This window comes from Streptomyces sp. NPDC058289, assembly GCF_042880975.1.
Lineage (GTDB): Bacteria > Actinomycetota > Actinomycetes > Streptomycetales > Streptomycetaceae > Streptomyces > Streptomyces stoeckheimensis.
Genome location: NZ_JBHVYI010000002.1, coordinates 1 through 17,646, shown reverse-complemented (window position 1 = coordinate 17,646; position 17,646 = coordinate 1). Strand labels below are relative to the sequence as shown.

Here is a 17,646-nt window from a genome sequence, read left to right as displayed (position 1 = left end):
ACCGGCCGGGGGAGGGCTTAGGCTGCGGGGATGGAGTCCTACACCATCGGCCAGGCGGCGCGGCTGCTCGGCGTCAGCGTAGACACGGCCCGACGGTGGGCCGACGCGGAGAGGTTCCCGACGCATCGGGACGGTACCCGGCGGATGGTCGACGGGCCGGACCTCGCCGCGTTCTGCGTGGAGGTCGCGCAGGAGGGCGGCGACGGCGAGGCGGCCCCGTACACCTCGGCGCGCAACGCCTTCGCCGGCATCGTGACGGGCGTGAAACTGGGCACGGTCGACGCGCAGGTGGAGATTCAGGCCGGACCGCACCGAGTGGTGTCGCTGCTGACCCGGGAGGCCGTGGAGGAACTCGGCCTGGAGGTCGGAGCGAGGGCAACGGCGCGGGTGAAGTCCACGAGCGTCTTCATCGACCGGGCCTGAGGGCAGGGGCCCGAGGGCCGAGCCCGAGGGCCGAGCCCGAGAGTCGGGCCCGGGAGTCGGGCTTGAGGGTCGGGTCCGAGGGTCGGGCGTTCATGGGGTCCGCGTGCCGGTGGCACACTGGCCGCTGATCCGCCGAAGGGGAGTACGTCCGTTGTCCATGTTCAGCAACCTGCGCCGGGCCGTGCGCCGCAGTTACCGGCGGGCCGTCGACCTCAGTCACCCGGCCCGCTCCCCGCTCGGCAGCGCCGTCGTCAACTGCATCGTCTACCGGGAGGGCGTGCGCCAGGACGGCCACGGCCACGCCGATGTGGGCGAGGCGCTGCGCCGGGTCCGCAAGACGGGCGAGGGCTTCGTCTGGATCGGACTGCACGAGCCCTCCCAGGAGGAGTTCGCCGGGCTCGCCGAGCTGCTCGGCCTGCACCCGCTCGCCGTCGGGGACGCGGTCCAGGCCCACCAGCGGCCCAAGATCGAGCGCTACGACGACACCCTCTTCGCCGTGTTCAAGACGGTGCGGTACGTGGAGCACGAGGAACTGACCGCGACCAGCGAGGTGGTGGAGACCGGCGAACTCATGGCCTTCGCCGGCACCGACTTCGTCATCACCATCCGGCACGGCGGCCGCGGCACCCTGGGGTCGGTCCGCGAGGAGCTGGAGGCGCTCCCCGAGCAGGTGGCCAAGGGGCCGGTCGCCGTCCTGCACGCGCTGGCCGACCACGTGGTCGACGAGTACGTGGCCGTCACGGATGCGGTGCAGAACGACATAGACGACGTCGAGACCATGGTCTTCAGCGAGCACGGCGGCCGCGGGGACGCCGGCCGGATCTACCAGCTCAAGCGCGAACTGCTGGAACTGCGCAGGGCGGTGGCCCCGCTGAGCCGCCCGCTCCAGCAGCTGAGCACGCAGCCGATACCGGTCATCCCGCCGGAGATGCGCACGTACTTCCGTGACGTCGCCGACCATCTGACCCGCGCCACCGACCAGATCGCCGCGTACGACGCCCTCCTGGACTCGATACTGCAGGCCCATCTCGCGCAGGTGACCGTCGCCCAGAACGAGGACATGCGCAAGATCACCGCGTGGGCGGCCATCGTCGCCGTTCCGACGATGGTCTGCGGGGTCTACGGCATGAACTTCGAGCACATGCCCGAACTGCACTGGACCTACGGGTATCCCCTCGTGCTCGGCGTGATGGCCGTCGCGTGCTTCGTCATCCACCGGGGCTTCCGGCGCAACGGCTGGCTGTAGCTCCGCTGAGCGCCCCCCCGCCCCGCCCGGTCAGCGGGTGGCGCGGGTCAGGAAGCGGGTGGGGGCGTCCTCGTACGTGGCCACGTGCCGGCCCGCCGCTTCGAGGGCGGGGCGGAGGTTCGGTTCGGCGGTGAAGTCGCCGGGCTCGGCGGGGCTGACGGCGCGCCCGTGGCGGGCCGCGCGCTCCGCCCGGCCGGAGGGGTGGAAGAGCGACAGTTCCCCGCGGGGGCGGTGACGCGGGCCCACTCGCGCAGGGCGGCGGCCGTGAGCATGGCGTGCGTGACGTCGACGCCGATCACCGTGCCGGTGGCTCCGACCAGGGCCCGCAGCGCGGGCAGGGCGCGGCCGCTGCCGTATTCCTGCGTCGTGCTCGCGTTCCCGCGCGGTTGCCCCGCGCTTGCTGCTGATGGCGCATATGAGCTTCCAGCGACCAGAATCGGCCGCATTTGCGTCACCTTGCCCGGGACGGCCTCTCATACACCAGAGGTGAGTGTGTCGAACGCCGTCTGGCCGGGGCGGGTCGTGCGGGGCTCTTGAGGTGGCGGGACTTCTGGTAGTAAAGTTTCCTAACGAAGTCGCCCGAGCATCAACTCCCTCATGGAGGCACTGTGTTCACCCCCCACCGCAAGCGACTGGCCGTAAGTACCCTGCTCGGCGCCGCCCTTCTCGCCGTGCCCGTCACCGCCCACGCGACCGCCGCCGCCCCCGCCGCGGCGCCGGCCTCCGCGCAGGTCACGGCCGCCGCCGTCGGACTCGACGATCCGGTGAAGAAGGACATCGCCATGCAGATCGTCTCCAGTGCCGAGAACTCCTCGCTGAACTGGAAGGCGCAGTACAAGTACATCGAGGACATAGACGACGGCCGCGGCTACACGGCCGGCATCATCGGCTTCTGTTCCGGCACCCACGACATGCTCGAACTCGTCGAGTACTACACGCAGATCAAGCCGGGCAACGTGCTCGCCAAGTACCTCCCCGCCCTGCGGAAGGTCGACGGCAGCGACTCGCACGCCGGCCTCGACCCCAACTTCACCAAGGACTGGGTGAAGGCGGCCTCTGACTCCGACTTCAAGAAGGCCCAGGACCACGAGCGCGACCGCGTCTACTTCAACCCGGCCGTGAAGCAGGGCAAGTCCGACGGAGTCGGCGTGCTCGGGCAATTCACCTACTACGACGCCATCGTCATGCACGGCGACGGCGACGACTCCACCAGCTTCCGCAACATCCGCAAGCGCGCCCTCTCCAAGGCCAAGCCCCCGGCCCAGGGCGGCAACGAGACGACCTGGCTCAACGCCTTCCTCGACGCCCGGGTCTGGGCGATGAAGCAGGAGGAGGCGCACAGCGACACCAGCCGCGTCGACACGGCCCAGCGGGTGTGGGTCAAGAAGGGCAACCTCAACCTCAACACCCCCCTGGACTGGAAGGTTTACGGGGACCCGTTCCACATCGGCTGACCGCTCCGAGGAGCGTGAGGCGGCGGTCCGGGGCGAACTCCCCTCCCTCCCCGGGCCGCCGCCCGCCGTCGCACCGCCCACCCCACGAGCACGGCTGCGCCCGCCAGCCCGTACGCCACCGGGATCGTCGCCCCGCCCAGCGCGCGCACCGAGACGTACGCCGCCGCCCCGGCGGCCGCCACCCCGAGCCACTCGGCGCGGCCGTCCAGCGCCACCAGTGCGATCAGCAGCAGCGCGTACCAGGAGTATCCCGGGGTCATCAGCAGGAACGCCGTGCCCGTCACCGACAGCGCCGCGCTCCACGGCTGCCCGGGGTCCCCGCGCCGCCAGACGTACGCCGTCACCGCCAGCATCCCGACCGCGACGGCGGGTACCGACCAGGAGTCCGGGAGCACGAGGCGCAGCAGCGCGTAGCGGCCGCCCGCGCCCGGGTCCTCGTACCCCTCCTCCTCGGCGTAGCCGCCCAGGTAACCGAAGACCGATGCGCGGGAGACCAACACGTACGGCAGGTACGCCAGGCCCACCACCGCGGCCGTGGGCAGCAGCAGCGCCGCCGCGTCCCGCCACCGCCGTACGCCGGCCAGCGCGCCCGGCAGCAGCACGGCGGGCAGCAGCTTCGCCGCGATCGCCAGCCCGAACAGGGCGCCGCCGAGGGCGCGTCGGCGCACCACCACCCCCAGCGCCGCCACCGACAGCAGGACGGCCAGCACGTCGACGTGTGCGTTGTTCACCGCCTCCACCGCCACCGCCGGACACCAGGCCCAGTACGCGGCGGTACGCAGCCGCGCGCCCCGGCGGCGCTGGACCAGCAGCAGCGCCCCGGTGACGGCGAGCGCCAGCAGGGCCCCTCCGGTTTGCAGGGCTTTGTGCCGCACGCCCGCCGGGGACAGGGCGTGGACCAGCCCGAAGTACCCCTCCGCGACGGGCGGGTAGACGGTGTGGACGGACGGGCGGTTGATGCGGGTGCACACCCCCGGCTCGATGCCCACCCGGTCGGGCCCGGCGCAGGCGGCCGCGCCGCGCGGGAACAGCCAGTCGTCGCGCAGGGCGCGCAGCGCCGGATCGACGGGGGCGTGGTCGTACGGGGAGATCCCGGCGGCCTGCACCCGCCCGTCCCAGGCGTAGCGGAAGGAATCGGTGCTGGTCAGCGGCGGCCCGGCGAGCCCCGCCACACAGACGGCCAGCGCACCCGCCAGTACGAGGGGGACCACGTACCGCTCCGGCACCCGCCGCAGCGACCAGGCGGCCGCGCCGAACAGCGTCCAGGCGGCCGCGTACCACCAGGTGAGCCGCGCCGGGTCGGCGAAGTAGCCCTCCTCGCGGACGGCGGGCACGAGAACGGCGGTCAGCGCGGCGAGCAGCAGCATGGTGAGGAGGGTCCGGGCGCGGGGGTGGTCCATACGGGCCAGCCTGGCAGCGCGGGGCGCCGCCGGGCGGGCGACCCGGCCCGGCGTCCGCGTTTCGTAAGGTGTCGGGCCGCCCGTACGGGGCCCGGCGGCGCTCTCATGGAGGGCATGACTCCGCCCGTACCTCCGTCCGCGCCGCCGCCTCCGCCGGTGTCGCCACCACCGCCTGCTCCCCCGGAACCCGCCTCCCGCTTCCCGTTCCGGCCGCCCTCCTTCGGCGGCCGCCTGCACGACGCCCGTACCGCCACCTCCCTCGGCCGCTGGCTCGGCGCGGCCTTCGCCGTCTGCTTCCTGACCGGCCTGATCAGCCACTACCTCCAGCACCCGCCCGGCTGGGCCGCGGACTCGCTGCCCAGCCGCCCGGTCTGGGGCTACCGGCTCAGCCAGGGCCTGCACATCGCCACCGGGCTCGCGGCGATCGTGCTGCTGTTGGCGAAACTGTGGACGGTGTACCCGAGGCTGTTCGTGTGGCCCCCGGTGCGCGGCGTCCGGCACGGGCTGGAACGCCTGTCGGTGGCGGTGCTCGTGGCCTCCGCCGTCCTCCAGGTCTTCACCGGACTCCTCAACATCGCCGAGTGGTACCCCTGGCCGTTCGGCTTCATCCAGACGCACTTCGCACTCGCCTGGGTGGTGACCGGCTCGCTGTTCCTGCACCTCGCCGTCAAAGCGCCCGAGATCAGGGCCCATTGGAGCCGCCGCTCACCAGGAACGCTCCGACTCCCCGCCCAGGACGGCCCGGACCGGCGTTCCCTGATGCTCGGCGTCGGCGCGGCCGTCGGAGCCGTCACCCTCACCACCGTCGGACAGTCCTTCACCCCGCTGAAGCGTCTCGACCTGCTCGCACCCCGGCACCCCGACCACGGACCGCAGGGGCTCCCGGTCAACCGCACGGCCGCGGCGGCCGGCATCACCGAACGGGCGGTACGGGACTGGCGGCTGGAGGTGCGGGGCCCCACCCCCTACACCCTGACGCTCGCTCAACTCCACACCCTGCCCCGGGCGCAGGCACGGCTGCCGATCGCGTGCGTGGAGGGCTGGAGCGTGGAAGCGCGCTGGAGCGGAGTCCGGATCCGCGACCTGATGGCGCGGGCCGGCGCCCCTGCCGGGGCCGGGCTGAGGGTCACCTCGCTGGAAACGGGCGGCGCGTACCGGGTGATGGACATGGGCGGGGACTACGCCGAGGACCCGCTGACCTTGCTCGCACTGGAACTGAACGGCCAGGTCCTGACCGCCGACCACGGCTACCCGGCGCGCATCATCGCACCGAACCGGCCCGGAGTTCTGCAGACCAAGTGGGTCACCCTGCTGGAGGTGTTGTGAAGGGCCTGCGCCTGTTCCTGGGCGCCGCTGGGCTGCTGCTGATCGCCATCGGCGGCCGGATGCTGGCGGACCTGCCCGATCCCCTCGACGTACTGGTGTGGATGGCCGGGGCGGTCGTCCTGCACGACGGGATCATCGCGCCCCTCGTCCTGGCGGCCGGGCTCGCGGTCGCCGCCGTGCCCGCGCGGGGTCTCGTACGGGGAGCCCTGTTGACGGCGGGCGTGCTGGTCCTGGTCACCCTGCCCCTGCTGCTGCGGCCGGGGACGCCGCCGAACCCGTCGGCCCTGCCGCTGCCGTACGGACGGAACCTGCTCCTGGTGCTCGCCGCGGTGGCGGTGGCCGCCGGGGCCGCGGCGGTCGCCGGTCGGTGGCGGCGCTCCCGGTCCCGTTCCTCCGGAGCCGGCGCGCGAAGCGACGGGTGACGCGGCGTGGTGCCGGCCGCTGCCCCTTCGCCAGGCACTGTCCTTGTCGGACGCCGCCCTTGTCAGGCGCTGCCCCGCTCGACCGGGACCCACAGCTGGGAGTCGGTCTCCGCGCCGATCTCCACCGGCCGCGTCCGCAGGAGCTCCGGACCCGGCCGGCTCGTGTACGGGTTCGAGGGGAACCACTGGGTGAACACGTCGCGCCACAGATCCTGCAGGGCGCTCGGATAGGGCCCGTGGTTGTCGAAGACCGCCCAGGTCCCGGCCGGCACGTCGAGGGCGTCGAGCCCCTCGGCGCTCGTCCCGGGGCCGGTCACCACGCCGACCCAGTAGTCCACCTCGGCACCCTCCTCCCGGCTGTCGGTCAGGTGCACGACCGCCGACAGGACCCCCTCCGGCTCCAGGCCGGCCAGCTCCTTCATCCGTACGACCGCCCGCTCGTCCAGGCCCTCCACATGGGCCGTGGCCGCCGCGTTGGTCCCGTCGTGCACGAGGGGCACCCGGGCCTTCCTGCCGAGGACCCGGAACGCCTCCTTCTCCACGATCCGGTACCGCATGGTCGTGCTTCCCTCGACGACGACACGGAAGGACATGCGCGGCTGCGCCGTGAGCACCGCGCCCGTGCGCCGGGCCTCGCCCGGCCCGATGCCGTGCACCGAGCGGAACGCCCGGGCGAACGCCTCGCCCGAGCCGTACCCGTACCGCACCGCCACGTCGAGCAGCGTCAGCTCCCCGGCCAGCACCTCGGCCCCGGCGAGCGTCATCCGCCGGCGCCGTACGTAGACCGGGAGCGGCATCCCGGCGAGCGCGGAGAACAGCCGGCGGAAGTGGTACTCCGACACCGAGGCGATCCGGGCCACCTCGGCCATGTCGATCTCCTGGTCGAGGCGGGACTCCAGGTGCTCCAACGCCTGGTTCAGCCGCTCCAGCACGCTGTCCGTCCTTCCGTTCCCACCCGACACATCCCGTGCGGGAATTGTCGGGCGGCACGACGTGGCGCTGCCCGAGGCTTATGCCCATGAACGACATTAAGGGATATTGCGAGCCGCGGTTCGGTGCGGTCCACGAGGCACTTGCAGGGTTGCTCGCCAAGGAAGACGTGGGCGCCTCGGCGGCCGTCTCCATCGACGGCGAGCCGGTGGTCGACCTCTGGGGCGGGTACGCCGACGCGGACCGTTCCGTCGGCTGGGAGCGCTCCACCCTCGCCTGCGTGAACTCGACGACCAAGAACATGACGGCCCTGTGCGCGCTGATCCTGGTCGACCGGGGCCTGCTCGATCTGTCCGCGCCGGTCGCCGCCTACTGGCCCGAGTTCGCCGCGGCGGGCAAGGAGGGCGTGCTGGTGCGGCACGTGCTGTCGCACACTGCGGGGCTGCCGGACCTGCCGACGCCGTCGGACCTGCCGAACCCGTCGGGCCTGCCGGGCCTGTCCGGGCCGAGGACGGTCGAGGAGCTCTACGACTGGGAGGGCGTGACGGCGGGGCTGGCCGCGCAGGCGCCCGCATGGGAACCGGGAACGGCCGCCGGCTATCACGCGCTCACCTTCGGGTTCCTCGTGGGCGAGATCGTCCGCCGCATCACCGGCCGCGGTCTCGGTGAGTTCTTCGCGGAGGAAGTGGCCGGGCCGCTGGGCGCGGATTTCCACATCGGGCTCCCCGCGGAGCACGACCACCGCGTCGCACCGCTGATCCCGCCGCCGTCACTGACCGACGCGTACGCCGCCAGCGCGCCGCCCGGACCGGACGGCGCGCGCCGGGAGAACACCGGTGTCGCCGTCCGGGTCGCGGACGTCAACGCGCCGGCCTGGCGCCGTGCGCAGATCCCCGCGGTGAACGGCTACGGCAACGCCCGCTCCGTCGCCCTGGTCCAGTCGGTCCTGGCGAACCGCGGAACGGCCGGTGGGGTGCGGCTGCTGTCCCCCCAGGGGTGCGAGCCCGCGTGGCAGGAGGTGTTCAACGGTGCGGACCGCGTGCTGGGGACGCCGATGTCCTGGACGGCGGGCTTCGGGAAGTTCGGCAACGCCTTCGGCTGGGGCGGCTGGGGCGGCTCGCTCGTCGTGAGCGATCCCGACGCACGGATGACGGTGGCCTACGTCATGAACCAGATGATCGACCGGGAACGGCAGGAGGACGACCGCGGCATGGAGATCGTCATGGCCGCGTACGGCGGAATGCACTGACAGAGCGACGGGTCACCGGCGTCCGATAGGTTGCCCGCCATGACCGAACTCGGACCCGTCGCCTGGCCGCCCGTCCCGATACGGACCGAACGGCTCGTGCTCCGTGGGTCCGAGGCCCGGGACCGGACGGCGTTCATCGAACTGTTCGCATCGCCGGACGTGCGCACCTACCTCGGAGGCCCCCGACCGCGAGACGAACTCGAACGCGCCGTGCCCGAGGTGCCCGGCCGGCGCCCCGGCCTCTTCGTGATCGATCTCGACGGAGCGATGATCGGCACGGTGTCCCTCGATCGGCGCGACACGGAGCGCCCGGGGCACGTCCTGCCGGGGGCCGGAGAGGCTGAACTCGGCTACATGTTCCTGCCCGGGGCGTGGGGGTACGGGTACGCCGCCGAGGCGTGCGCCGCGGCACTCGGCTGGTTCGCCGGCGCGATTCCCGGCGAGCCGGTGGTGCTGTGCACGCAGACCGCCAACGATCGCGCGATGCGCCTCGCGGCGAAGCTGGGGTTCACCGAGGTGGAGCGGTTCGAGGAGTTCGGCGCCGAGCAGTGGTTCGGCGTGTGGCCATCGGTCACGCCGACGTCAGTACGGTGAAGGACCGGCCGGCCGCGTCAGTACGGTGAAGGGCCGGCCCGCCGCGGTCCAGTGGCCGGCCGGCGCCCAGCCCGCGGCCGCCGCGTGCCGGGCCAGGGCCGCCGGGCCGACGCGGGCCCAGGGGAACGGCGCCCCGAGGCCGCCGCGGCCGTCGGCCACCCGGACCTCGCAGCGTTCGTCCACGTCGGCCCCGGCCTCCGCCTGCGCGCACTCCACGATCAGCGAGCCGGTCACCGCGAGCACCTCGGCCGTCCGGCGCAGCAGCGCGGCGGGGTCGCCGCCGATGCCGATGTTCCCGTCGATGAGCAGCGCCGTGTCCCAACGGCCTTCGCCGGGAAGGGTGTCGAAGACCGACCGGTGCAAGGCGGTACCGCCCGAGCGGGCGGTCCGGGCCACCGCCTCCGGGCTGACGTCGATGCCCAGGGCCCGGTGTCCGCGGGCGGCGAGCGCGGAGACCAGCCGGCCGGGGCCGCAGCCGATGTCGAGGACGGCGCCCCGGCAGCGGCCCAGCACCGTCCGGTCGGCTCCGTCCGGAGCCTCGCACCAGCGCTCCACGTCCAGCGGGAGCAGCCACCCGTCGCCCCGCCGCAGGTAGAGCGGCCCCCGGCCGCGGCGCAGGGCCACCGTGTACGGATCGGCCGACCATGCGGTGACCGGACCGCCGGCCCGGGCCCCGCCCGAGGTGAGCGTGGTCATCGCAGGACCGGCCGGGTGAGGTCCGCCAGCCGCGCGGCGAAGGCGCCCGCCGGGGCCTCGGCGGCGACCAGGCGGGCGTCCCCGGCGGTGTCGACGTCCCGCAGGACGGGCAGCCGGCCGGTGCGCAGCCCGGCCGCACGCAGCCGTTCGTACTGGACCGCGCCCGTCTCGGGGACCGACATCGGTACCCCGCGCAGCAGCGCGGGATCCGGTACGGCCAGTCCGAGCGCCCAGAACCCGCCGTCGACGGCGGGCCCGAACCAGGCCCCGTACGCCGACCAGTCGACGTCCAGCAGCTCCGGCGTGACCTGCGGGGTGTCCATGCCGATCAGCAGCGCGGGCCCGCTGCAGGCCCCGAACGCGGCGGCGAGCCGCAGGTCCAGGCTCCCGGCGCACTGCGGGAGCACCTCGAAGCCGGGCGGCAGCCACGGGCCGGGCCGTCCCTCCAGGACCAGGACCCGGCGTCGCGCGGGGGCCGCGGCCACGGCGGCGAGGGTGTCGGCGAGCGCGGCCTCGGCCAGCGCGGCCGCCTCGGCCGGGGTGAACGGCGGGGTGAGCCGGGTCTTGACCCGGCCCGGGACCGGCTCCTTCGCGATCACCAGCAGGGTGGTCGTGCTCATCGCCCACCACCGGAGGACGCGCCCGAACCGCCGGACGGCGAGCCCGCACCACCGGAGGACGCGCCCGAACCGCCGGACGGCGCGCCCGCACCGGCCCGGCCGGCAGCCCGGCCGTCGGCCGGCTGCGCCAGGACCCGGCTCATGTCGCGCACCGCCTGCCAGGTGCCCCGCCAGGTGCCCGTCACCTTCGACTTCCCCGAGCGCGGCAGGTACGGCACGTCCACCTCCCGGATGCGCCAGCCCGCGTCCGCGGCCCGGACCACCATCTGCAGCGGGTAGCCGGAGCGCCGGTCCGACAGGTCCAGCCCGAGCAGTCCCTCCCGGCGCGCGGCCCGCATCGGGCCCAGATCGCGCAGCCGCAGTCCGGTCCGCCTGCGCAGCAGCCGGGCCACCGCCAGGTTCCCGGCCCGGGCGTGCGCGGGCCAGGCACCGCGGCCCTGCGGACGGCGACGGCCGAGGACCAGATCGGCCTCGCCCGCGGCGACGACCGCCACGAAGCCGGTCAGCAGCCCGGGGTCCAGCGAGGCGTCGCAGTCGCAGAAGCAGACGACGTCCGCCTCGGCGGCGAGCAGCCCGGCGTGGCAGGCGGCGCCGAAACCGCGCCGGGACTCGGTGACCACGGTCGCGCCGAGGGCCCGCGCGAGCTCGGCGGAGCCGTCGGTGGAACCGTTGTCCACGACCAGGGCCCGCCAGCCGTCCGGGATGCGCGCGAGGACCCAGGGCAGGGCCTCGGCCTCGTTGAGACAGGGAAGTACGACGTCTACCGTCACGGTTTCGCTCACGGTTTCACCGTAGGAACCGGGGCCCCGCAAAAGGGCCGTGGACTCCTTACGAAACGCGGACGTCGCCCCCGTGGACGCGCTCCGGGGTCCGGGCCGGCGCCCGTGGGTGGGAGGCTGGACGGTATGAGCGGTGACGGCGTGAGTAGCAGCAGTGGCGATGGCGATGGCGGTGCGGAGCCGGTGCCCGCGCGGATTCTGGTCGTCGACGACGACCCGACGGTGGCGGAGGTCGTCACCGGCTACCTGAGGCGCGCCGGCTACACGGTGGAGAGTGTCGCCGACGGCCCGGCGGCGCTCGACCGCGCCGCTGCGCTCCGGCCGGACCTGGTCGTACTGGACCTCATGCTGCCGGGTCTGGACGGGCTGGAAGTGTGCCGCAGGCTCCGTGCGGCCGGCCCGGTGCCCGTGATCATGCTGACCGCGCGGGGCGACGAGGACGACCGGATCGCGGGACTGGAACTGGGCGCCGACGACTACGTCACGAAACCGTTCAGCCCGCGCGAGCTGGTCCTGCGGGTCTCCTCCGTGCTGCGGCGCGCGGCGGCGGCCGGAGCCGCGACGGCCTCGGGGTCCGGCGGGGGAGGGGCCCGGCTCACGGCCGCCGGGATCACACTCGATCCGACCACCCACCGGGCCGCGAAGGACGGACACGAACTGGCGCTCACCGTCAGGGAGTTCGACCTGCTCGCGCACTTCCTCCGGCACCCCGGGCAGGCGCACGGGCGGGAGGAGCTGATGCGCGAGGTGTGGGGCTGGGACTTCGGCGACCTGTCGACGGTGACGGTGCACGTACGCCGCCTGCGCGCCAAGGTCGAGGAGGACCCGGGGCGGCCGAAGCTGATCCAGACGGTGTGGGGCGTCGGCTACCGCTTCGAACCGGGCGAGGTGGCCGCGGCATGAAGGACATACTGCTCATCGCGCTGTTCGCGTTCGGCGGGGCCGTGTGCGCGGGGGCGCTCGGCGCGCTCGTGCTGCGGCTGGTGCGGCACCGGTCGGTCGCGGTGTCACTGACGGTGATCGCCGCCGTGACGGTCACCGCGATGCTGGCCGGGACGCTCGCCGTGGCCCAGGCGATGTTCCTCTCCCGGCACGACCTCGGGGTGGTGACCCTGGTCGTGGCGATGGCGGCGGTGGTCTCCCTGGCCGTGGCGCTGCTGCTGGGGCGGTGGGTGGTGGCCCGCAGCCGGGAACTGTCGCTGGCCGCACGGGACTTCGGTGACGGCGGCAGTTTCGCGGCGCCGCCGGGGCTGGCGACGGCGGAACTGGCCTCACTGTCGCGGGAGTTGGCGGCGACCAGCGAGAAACTGGCGGTGTCCCGGGAACGGGAGCGGGCGCTCGAGACCTCGCGGCGGGAGCTGGTGGCCTGGATCTCGCACGACCTGCGGACCCCGCTGGCGGGTCTGCGGGCGATGTCCGAGGCGCTGGAGGACGGCATGGCGGAGGATCCGGCGCGCTACCACCGGCAGATCCGCACCGAGGTGGACCGGTTGAACTCCATGGTCGGGGACCTCTTCGAACTGTCCCGCATCCACGCGGGGGCGCTGGCGCTGAGCCCGAGCCGGATGTCGGTGTACGACCTGGTCGGCGACGCGCTGTCCGGGGTGCATCCGCTGGCGCGGGAGCGCGGGGTGCGGCTCGACGGCGGAGCGGTGGACCGGGTGCCGGTGGAGGTGGACGGCAAGGAGATGACGCGGGTCCTGGCCAACCTGCTGATCAACGCGATCCGACACACCCCGGCGGACGGCACCGTGGCGATCGCGGCCTCCGTACGGGAGGACGGGGGAGCGGTGGTCGTCTCCGTGACGGACGGCTGCGGCGGGATCCCCGCGGAGGACCTGCCGCGGGTCTTCGACACGGGCTGGCGGGGCACTCCGGCGCGGACGCCTCCGGCGGGGGTGGCATCGGTGCCGGCGCCTCCGGCGGGTGCGGGGCTGGGGCTGGCGATCGTACGGGGCATCGTGGAGGCGCACGCGGGGCGGGCGGCGGTGCGCAACGTTCCCGGAGGGTGCCGGTTCGAGGTGACCCTGCCGGTGCCGGCCTGAGCCCTGGCCGGGCGGAGCGGCTTGATGGTGCTCCCCGTCGTGGGTGGGTGCGGCGCCGTTGCCGGGGGCGCTGCCCCCGGACCCCCGCGCCTCAAACGCCGGCGGGGCTGGATGTGGCCGGCGTTCGCCCGGAGGCGCGGGCCCGTGGGCCTGAAGGCGCCCGGTGGGCTGGATCCGGCCGGGCGTCAGGCGTGCGCGAAGTCCCTCATGCCCGTCGCGAAGTCGACGCCGGGGCGCCAGCCCAAATCAGCGCGCAGGCGGTGGGAGTCGGCCGTGATGTGGCGGACGTCGCCGAGGCGGAATTCGCCGGTGACGACGGGGGCGGGGCCGCCGTGGGCCGCGGCCAGGGCGGTGGCCATCTCCCCGACCGTGTGCGGGCTTCCGCTGCCGGTGTTGTAGGCCGTGCACACGCCGAGCGGCGTCGAGGCCTCCAGGGCCAGGGCGTTGGCCTCGGCGACGTCCGTCACGTGGACGAAGTCCCGCCGCTGGCCGCCGTCCTCGTACACCTGCGGGGCCTCGCCCCGCGCGAGCGAGGAGCGGAAGAAGGAGGCCACGCCCGCGTACGGGGTGTCGCGCGGCATCCCCGGTCCGTACACGTTGTGGTAGCGCAGCGACACCGCCCGGCCGTCCGCGCACCGCGCCCAGGAGGCCGCCAGGTGCTCCTGGGCCAGCTTCGTGGTCGCGTACACGTTGCGCGGATCCGTCGGGGCGTCCTCGGCCACCAGCCCGGGCGCCAGCTCCGAGTCGCAGACGGGGCAGCGCGGTTCGAAGCGGCCGGCGGCCAGGTCGGCGGCGCGGCGCGGACCCGGGCGCACGACCTCGTGGCGCGGGCATTCGTAGCGGCCCTCGCCGTAGACCACCATCGAGCCGGCGAGGACCAGGTCCCGGACCCCGCCCTCCGCCATCGCGGCGAGCAGCACCGCCGTACCGAGGTCGTTGTGGGAGACGTACGCCGGGGCGTCCGCGAAGTCCTTGCCGAGGCCGACCATCGCGGCCTGGTGGCAGACGGAGTCAACCCCGCGCAAGGCCCGGCGTACGGCCTCGGGGTCTCGGACGTCGGCCCGTACGAACTCGGCGCCGTCCGCCGGGGGGACGAGGTCCAGGACGAGGGGATCGTGGCCGCGAAGGCGCAGAGTGGTAACGATGTGGGTGCCAATGAACCCGGATCCGCCGGTGACGAGTACGCGCATGACCGGGACGTTACGGACTACCGGGGGGCGGAGGGGGCTCCCACGCCCCTCCGTAAGACTTCCGTCAGCCCATTTCGTCACGGGCGGTGAGTGGATGGGGGCAGGGGGTCCCAAGTTGCGCCCGGTACCAGTGTGTTTGAGCCGCCGAGCGGCGAAAAGTAACCCTTTTGGTGCCTTGCCAACTGGCTTGACCGCGACGTAAGCGGGGCATAAGTTCTGCCCCGGCTCGCTCCATCGGGGACCGGCCGACACACCGTCTCTTGGGGGGACCCATGCACTATTACACCGACGTCCTGAAGAAGTACGCCGTCTTCTCCGGCCGCGCGCGCCGCCAGGAGTACTGGATGTTCGTCCTCTTCGACATCGCCGCGCTGATCATCGCCGCCGTCATCGACGGTGTCCTCGGCACCTCCCCGTGGATCTACCTGCTCTACGCGGTGGCCACCTTCCTTCCGGGTCTCGGCCTCTCCATCCGCCGCCTGCACGACCTCGGCAAGTCCGGCTGGTGGCTGCTCATCGGTCTGATCCCGCTCGTCGGCGGCATCTGGCTGCTGGTCCTGACCGCCACCGAGGGTCAGCCGAACCCGAATCAGTACGGCCCGAGCCCCAAGGCCGTCCACGCCTGAGCAGGCCGGCAGCCGTAGTACCGGAGCGTCGCCCCTGGCTGGAAACAGCCGGTGGCGGCGCTTTCGCCGTTTCCGGGCGGCTCGGGCGGCCCCGGCCACCGAGAGTGACGCGCGTCTCGCACGGCCTTGCGCCGGGGGGCTGTCCAGACCGGCCCGATCACGAGATATCTTGATGTCGAGCAATGTTGCAGACGAGAGACGCAGACTGTGGAGCGGAGCATCCGGTGACTGACTCGACCATCATCTACACGCACACTGACGAGGCCCCGGCCCTCGCGACGTATTCCTTCCTGCCTGTGATCCAGGCGTACGCGTCGACGGCCGGTGTGAATGTCGAGACCCGTGACATCTCCCTGGCAGGTCGGATCATCGCCAGCTTCCCCGAGTACCTGGAAGAGGGCCAGCGGATCGCGGACGCCCTCGCCGAGCTCGGCGAACTGGCGAAGACCCCGGGCGCCAACATCATCAAGCTGCCCAACGTCTCGGCGTCGATCCCGCAGCTCAAGGCCGCGGTAGCCGAGCTCCAGGGCCAGGGCTACGCGCTTCCGGACTACCCGGACGACCCGAAGAACGACGAGGAGCGCGAGAACCGCGCCCGTTACGACAAGATCAAGGGCAGCGCCGTCAACCCGGTCCTGCGCGAGGGCAACTCCGACCGCCGCGCCCCCGCCTCGGTCAAGAACTACGCCAAGGCGCACCCGCACCGCATGGGCGCCTGGGTCTCCGAGTCGAAGACGAACGTCGCCACCATGGGCGAGAACGACTTCCGCTCCACCGAGAAGTCCGCCGTGATCGCCGAGGCCGACACGCTGCGCATCGAGTTCGTCGACGCCGACGGCGCCGTCACCGTGCTGCGCGAGTCCGTACCGGTGCTCGCCGGCGAGGTCGTGGACGCGTCCGTCCTGCACGTCGACGCGCTGCGCACCTTCCTCAACGACCAGATCGAGCGCGCCAAGGCCGAGGACGTCCTGTTCTCCGTGCACCTCAAGGCCACGATGATGAAGGTCTCCGACCCGATCATCTTCGGCCACGTGGTCCGCGCCTTCTTCCCGAAGACCTTCGCCCGCTACGGCGAGACCCTGGCGGCCGCCGGCCTCTCCCCGAACGACGGCCTCGGCACCATCCTGAACGGCCTGGGCGCGCTGCCCGACGCCGACGCGATCAAGGCCTCCTTCGACGCCGAGATCGCCGAGGGCCCGGCCCTCGCGATGGTGGACTCCGACAAGGGCATCACCAACCTGCACGTACCGTCCGACGTCATCGTCGACGCCTCGATGCCGGCCATGATCCGCACCTCCGGCCACATGTGGGGCCCGGACGGCGCCGAGGCCGACACGCTCGCCGTCCTCCCGGACAGCAGCTACGCCGGTGTCTACCAGGTCGTCATCGACGACTGCCGCACGCACGGCGCGTACGACCCGTCCACGATGGGCTCGGTGCCGAACGTCGGCCTCATGGCCCAGAAGGCCGAGGAGTACGGCAGCCACGACAAGACCTTCGAGCTGGCCGCCGCCGGCACCGTCCGCCTCGTCGACGCCTCGGGTGCCACGGTCCTGGAGCAGGAGGTCGCCGCCGGCGACATCTTCCGCGCCTGCCAGACCAAGGACGCGCCGATCCAGGACTGGGTCAAGCTCGCCGTCACCCGCGCCCGCGCCACCGGCGTCCCGGCCGTCTTCTGGCTCGACGAGGGCCGCGCGCACGACGCGCAGCTGATCGCCAAGGTGAAGACGTACCTCGCCGACCACGACACCGACGGTCTGACCATCAAGATCCTGTCCCCGGTCGAGGCCACCGCGTACTCCCTGGAGCGCATCCGCCGCGGCGAGGACACCATCTCGGTGACCGGCAACGTGCTGCGCGACTACCTGACCGACCTGTTCCCGATCCTGGAGCTGGGCACCAGCGCCAAGATGCTGTCGGTCGTCCCGCTGATGAACGGCGGCGGCCTCTTCGAGACCGGCGCCGGCGGCTCCGCCCCGAAGCACGTCCAGCAGCTCGTCAAGGAGAACTACCTGCGCTGGGACTCCCTCGGTGAGTTCCTCGCGCTGGCGGTCTCCTTCGAGCACCTCGCCACCACCACCGGCAACGCCCGCGCCCAGGTGCTGGCCGACACCCTGGACCGGGCGACCGGCACCTTCCTCAACGAGGACAAGTCGCCGAGCCGCAAGCTGGGCGGCATCGACAACCGCGGCAGCCACTTCTACCTCGCCCTGTACTGGGCGCAGGAGCTGTCGCGCCAGACGGAGGACCCGAAGCTGGCCGCGGCCTTCGACCCGCTGGCCAAGACGCTGGCCGAGTCCGAGGAGAAGATCGTCGGCGAGCTCATCGCCGTGCAGGGCGCTCCGGCGGAGATCGGCGGCTACTACCAGCCCGACGCCGCCAAGGCCTCGGCGATCATGCGGCCGTCCGCGACGCTGAACGCGGCGCTCGCGCTCCTCGGCTGAGGTCCTTGAGGGTTGAGGTCCGCCAGGGCTGAGGCCCAGCAGGACTGCGGATCATCAGGACTGAGGTCCACCGCTTCGACGGGTCCGCCCCGGTCGGCAATCGCCGGCCGGGGCGGCCCCCGCTCCGCGCCCGGGCAGAGCCGGTGCACCAGTTCCGGCGCGTATGCCCGCGGGGCGCGCCCCGCGGCCCGGACCCGCACCC

Annotated in this window: 18 protein-coding genes; 11 read left to right on the top strand and 7 right to left on the bottom strand. The window is 73.2% G+C overall.

Annotation, left to right across the window (positions count from 1 at the left end):
• The first annotated feature begins 30 nt into the window (after positions 1-30).
• A complete protein-coding gene (locus tag ACFVX6_RS01000; protein ID WP_389686612.1) occupies positions 31-423 on the top strand; it encodes a molybdopterin-binding protein in 393 nt (130 codons plus the stop codon).
• A 157-nt stretch (positions 424-580) separates the two neighbouring features.
• Positions 581-1,669: a magnesium/cobalt transporter CorA gene (gene corA / locus ACFVX6_RS00995; protein WP_389686904.1), complete on the top strand. Its 1,089-nt coding sequence runs from the start codon at positions 581-583 to the stop codon at positions 1,667-1,669.
• A gap of 30 nt (positions 1,670-1,699) precedes the next feature.
• Here corA and ACFVX6_RS00990 read toward each other — a convergent pair whose 3' ends face one another.
• Complete coding sequence (locus ACFVX6_RS00990) at positions 1,700-1,915, bottom strand: hypothetical protein (protein ID WP_389686610.1); 216 nt, start codon at positions 1,913-1,915, stop codon at positions 1,700-1,702.
• Between the two features lie 362 nt (positions 1,916-2,277).
• On the opposite strand from ACFVX6_RS00990, the gene ACFVX6_RS00985 reads away from it, so the two are divergent.
• On the top strand, positions 2,278-3,123 hold the full coding sequence (locus ACFVX6_RS00985; protein WP_389686608.1) for a chitosanase: 846 nt from the start codon (positions 2,278-2,280) through the stop codon (positions 3,121-3,123).
• Here ACFVX6_RS00985 and ACFVX6_RS00980 read toward each other — a convergent pair.
• Positions 3,096-4,523, bottom strand: coding sequence for a glycosyltransferase 87 family protein (locus tag ACFVX6_RS00980; RefSeq protein ID WP_389686606.1), 1,428 nt, complete (start codon positions 4,521-4,523; stop codon positions 3,096-3,098). The two genes, ACFVX6_RS00985 and ACFVX6_RS00980, sit on opposite strands and share 28 nt — an antisense overlap.
• Positions 4,524-4,637: 114 nt before the next feature.
• Here ACFVX6_RS00980 and ACFVX6_RS00975 point away from each other — a divergent pair, with 114 nt between their 5' ends.
• Together ACFVX6_RS00975 and ACFVX6_RS00970 are read left to right on the top strand one after the other, a co-directional pair.
• The gene (locus ACFVX6_RS00975; RefSeq protein ID WP_389686604.1) at positions 4,638-5,849 is read left to right on the top strand and encodes a molybdopterin-dependent oxidoreductase; all 1,212 of its coding nucleotides are present in this window, start codon (positions 4,638-4,640) and stop codon (positions 5,847-5,849) included.
• The gene (locus tag ACFVX6_RS00970; RefSeq protein ID WP_389686602.1) at positions 5,846-6,271 is read left to right on the top strand and encodes a hypothetical protein; all 426 of its coding nucleotides are present in this window, start codon (positions 5,846-5,848) and stop codon (positions 6,269-6,271) included. Before ACFVX6_RS00975 ends, ACFVX6_RS00970 begins: the two co-directional genes overlap by 4 nt.
• A 62-nt stretch (positions 6,272-6,333) precedes the next feature.
• Here ACFVX6_RS00970 and ACFVX6_RS00965 read toward each other — a convergent pair whose 3' ends face one another.
• Positions 6,334-7,203 carry a GyrI-like domain-containing protein gene (locus ACFVX6_RS00965; RefSeq protein ID WP_389686600.1) on the bottom strand — a complete coding sequence of 290 codons (870 nt, stop codon included), beginning with the start codon at positions 7,201-7,203 and terminating at the stop codon, positions 6,334-6,336.
• Positions 7,204-7,289: 86 nt separating this feature from the next.
• Between ACFVX6_RS00965 and ACFVX6_RS00960 the strand changes: the two genes are divergently transcribed.
• Both ACFVX6_RS00960 and ACFVX6_RS00955 read left to right on the top strand, forming a co-directional pair.
• Positions 7,290-8,450: a serine hydrolase domain-containing protein gene (locus ACFVX6_RS00960; RefSeq protein ID WP_389686598.1), complete on the top strand. Its 1,161-nt coding sequence runs from the start codon at positions 7,290-7,292 to the stop codon at positions 8,448-8,450.
• Between the two features lie 39 nt (positions 8,451-8,489).
• Positions 8,490-9,044: a GNAT family N-acetyltransferase gene (locus ACFVX6_RS00955; protein WP_389686596.1), complete on the top strand. Its 555-nt coding sequence runs from the start codon at positions 8,490-8,492 to the stop codon at positions 9,042-9,044.
• On the opposite strand, the gene ACFVX6_RS00950 is transcribed toward ACFVX6_RS00955, so the two are convergent.
• Genes ACFVX6_RS00950 through ACFVX6_RS00940 form a run of 3 tightly spaced genes read right to left on the bottom strand, consistent with a single transcriptional unit; the run spans position 9,033 to position 11,142 of the window.
• Positions 9,033-9,740, bottom strand: a complete 708-nt coding sequence (locus ACFVX6_RS00950) for a class I SAM-dependent methyltransferase (RefSeq protein WP_389686594.1) — start codon at positions 9,738-9,740, stop codon at positions 9,033-9,035. The two genes, ACFVX6_RS00955 and ACFVX6_RS00950, sit on opposite strands and share 12 nt — an antisense overlap.
• Positions 9,737-10,360 (bottom strand): DUF2064 domain-containing protein, encoded by a 624-nt coding sequence (locus tag ACFVX6_RS00945; RefSeq protein WP_266962100.1) that lies wholly within the window; start codon positions 10,358-10,360, stop codon positions 9,737-9,739. The genes ACFVX6_RS00950 and ACFVX6_RS00945 overlap by 4 nt, the downstream gene beginning before the upstream one ends.
• Positions 10,357-11,142, bottom strand: coding sequence for a glycosyltransferase family 2 protein (locus ACFVX6_RS00940; RefSeq protein WP_389686592.1), 786 nt, complete (start codon positions 11,140-11,142; stop codon positions 10,357-10,359). The genes ACFVX6_RS00945 and ACFVX6_RS00940 overlap by 4 nt, the downstream gene beginning before the upstream one ends.
• Positions 11,143-11,334: 192 nt before the next feature.
• Between ACFVX6_RS00940 and ACFVX6_RS00935 the strand changes: the two genes are divergently transcribed.
• Together ACFVX6_RS00935 and ACFVX6_RS00930 are read left to right on the top strand one after the other, a co-directional pair.
• Positions 11,335-12,042, top strand: coding sequence for a response regulator (locus ACFVX6_RS00935; RefSeq protein WP_389686902.1), 708 nt, complete (start codon positions 11,335-11,337; stop codon positions 12,040-12,042).
• A complete protein-coding gene (locus ACFVX6_RS00930) occupies positions 12,039-13,184 on the top strand; it encodes a sensor histidine kinase (RefSeq protein ID WP_389686590.1) in 1,146 nt (381 codons plus the stop codon). The genes ACFVX6_RS00935 and ACFVX6_RS00930 overlap by 4 nt, the downstream gene beginning before the upstream one ends.
• Positions 13,185-13,369: 185 nt before the next feature.
• Here ACFVX6_RS00930 and ACFVX6_RS00925 read toward each other — a convergent pair whose 3' ends face one another.
• Positions 13,370-14,374 (bottom strand): NAD-dependent epimerase/dehydratase family protein, encoded by a 1,005-nt coding sequence (locus ACFVX6_RS00925; protein WP_389686588.1) that lies wholly within the window; start codon positions 14,372-14,374, stop codon positions 13,370-13,372.
• 272 nt (positions 14,375-14,646) lie between these two features.
• Between ACFVX6_RS00925 and ACFVX6_RS00920 the strand changes: the two genes are divergently transcribed.
• Positions 14,647-15,000 (top strand): DUF805 domain-containing protein, encoded by a 354-nt coding sequence (locus ACFVX6_RS00920; RefSeq protein ID WP_389686586.1) that lies wholly within the window; start codon positions 14,647-14,649, stop codon positions 14,998-15,000.
• Positions 15,001-15,224: 224 nt separating this feature from the next.
• Positions 15,225-17,444: an NADP-dependent isocitrate dehydrogenase gene (locus tag ACFVX6_RS00915; protein ID WP_389686584.1), complete on the top strand. Its 2,220-nt coding sequence runs from the start codon at positions 15,225-15,227 to the stop codon at positions 17,442-17,444.
• The last annotated feature ends 202 nt before the right edge of the window (positions 17,445-17,646 follow it).

What these genes read in the sequence shown, in the direction of transcription:
- corA (WP_389686904.1), top strand. Translation starts at nt 581, where the DNA reads ATGTTCAGCAACCTGCGCCGGGCCGTGCGCCGCAGTTACCGGCGGGCC.
- ACFVX6_RS00930 (WP_389686590.1), top strand. Translation starts at nt 12,039, where the DNA reads ATGAAGGACATACTGCTCATCGCGCTGTTCGCGTTCGGCGGGGCCGTG.
- ACFVX6_RS00975 (WP_389686604.1), top strand. Translation starts at nt 4,638, where the DNA reads ATGACTCCGCCCGTACCTCCGTCCGCGCCGCCGCCTCCGCCGGTGTCG.
- ACFVX6_RS00945 (WP_266962100.1), bottom strand. Translation starts at nt 10,360, where the DNA reads ATGAGCACGACCACCCTGCTGGTGATCGCGAAGGAGCCGGTCCCGGGC.
- ACFVX6_RS01000 (WP_389686612.1), top strand. Translation starts at nt 31, where the DNA reads ATGGAGTCCTACACCATCGGCCAGGCGGCGCGGCTGCTCGGCGTCAGC.
- ACFVX6_RS00920 (WP_389686586.1), top strand. Translation starts at nt 14,647, where the DNA reads ATGCACTATTACACCGACGTCCTGAAGAAGTACGCCGTCTTCTCCGGC.
- ACFVX6_RS00960 (WP_389686598.1), top strand. Translation starts at nt 7,290, where the DNA reads ATGAACGACATTAAGGGATATTGCGAGCCGCGGTTCGGTGCGGTCCAC.
- ACFVX6_RS00925 (WP_389686588.1), bottom strand. Translation starts at nt 14,374, where the DNA reads ATGCGCGTACTCGTCACCGGCGGATCCGGGTTCATTGGCACCCACATC.
- ACFVX6_RS00980 (WP_389686606.1), bottom strand. Translation starts at nt 4,523, where the DNA reads ATGGACCACCCCCGCGCCCGGACCCTCCTCACCATGCTGCTGCTCGCC.
- ACFVX6_RS00955 (WP_389686596.1), top strand. Translation starts at nt 8,490, where the DNA reads ATGACCGAACTCGGACCCGTCGCCTGGCCGCCCGTCCCGATACGGACC.
- ACFVX6_RS00950 (WP_389686594.1), bottom strand. Translation starts at nt 9,740, where the DNA reads ATGACCACGCTCACCTCGGGCGGGGCCCGGGCCGGCGGTCCGGTCACC.